Origin of the sequence: Vibrio sp. 10N.222.49.C9 (assembly GCF_041474985.1) — a bacterium.
In the GTDB taxonomy this organism is placed as follows: Bacteria; Pseudomonadota; Gammaproteobacteria; order Enterobacterales; family Vibrionaceae; genus Vibrio; species Vibrio crassostreae_C.
The window spans coordinates 1-261 of the sequence record NZ_JBFRVD010001477.1 but is presented as its reverse complement, the minus strand read 5'-3'; the positions used below and the strand labels follow the sequence as shown (position 1 = coordinate 261).

Genomic DNA, 261 nt, shown 5'->3' with positions numbered 1-261 from the left:
CAGGCGATAGCACTGACGGGGATGATTTACTGTTTGATTTTGAATCTAAAGTCGCCAAAATGCACAAGCAGCAGTTGCAACAAGTCGAGCAACAGATCAATGATCAATGTTGGGCTGAAGCGGCCGATAGCGTTAGAAAGCTGAAATTTATTGCCAAGTTATTAGTAGAAATCGAACGACTAGAAGATAAGCTACTTAACTAGTCGTATATACAATAGGAATGTCATGCCATTACTACAGATAGCAGAACCAGGCCAAAGT

At 41.0% G+C, this 261-nt stretch carries 1 protein-coding gene; it reads left to right on the top strand.

Going from position 1 to position 261, the window contains the following annotated elements; genetic code table 11:
- On the top strand, positions 1 to 203 hold a 203-nt coding region (locus tag AB4585_RS28840), incomplete at its 5' end, for an iron-sulfur cluster co-chaperone HscB C-terminal domain-containing protein (RefSeq protein ID WP_372172216.1).
- Between the last annotated feature and the right edge of the window lie 58 nt (positions 204 to 261).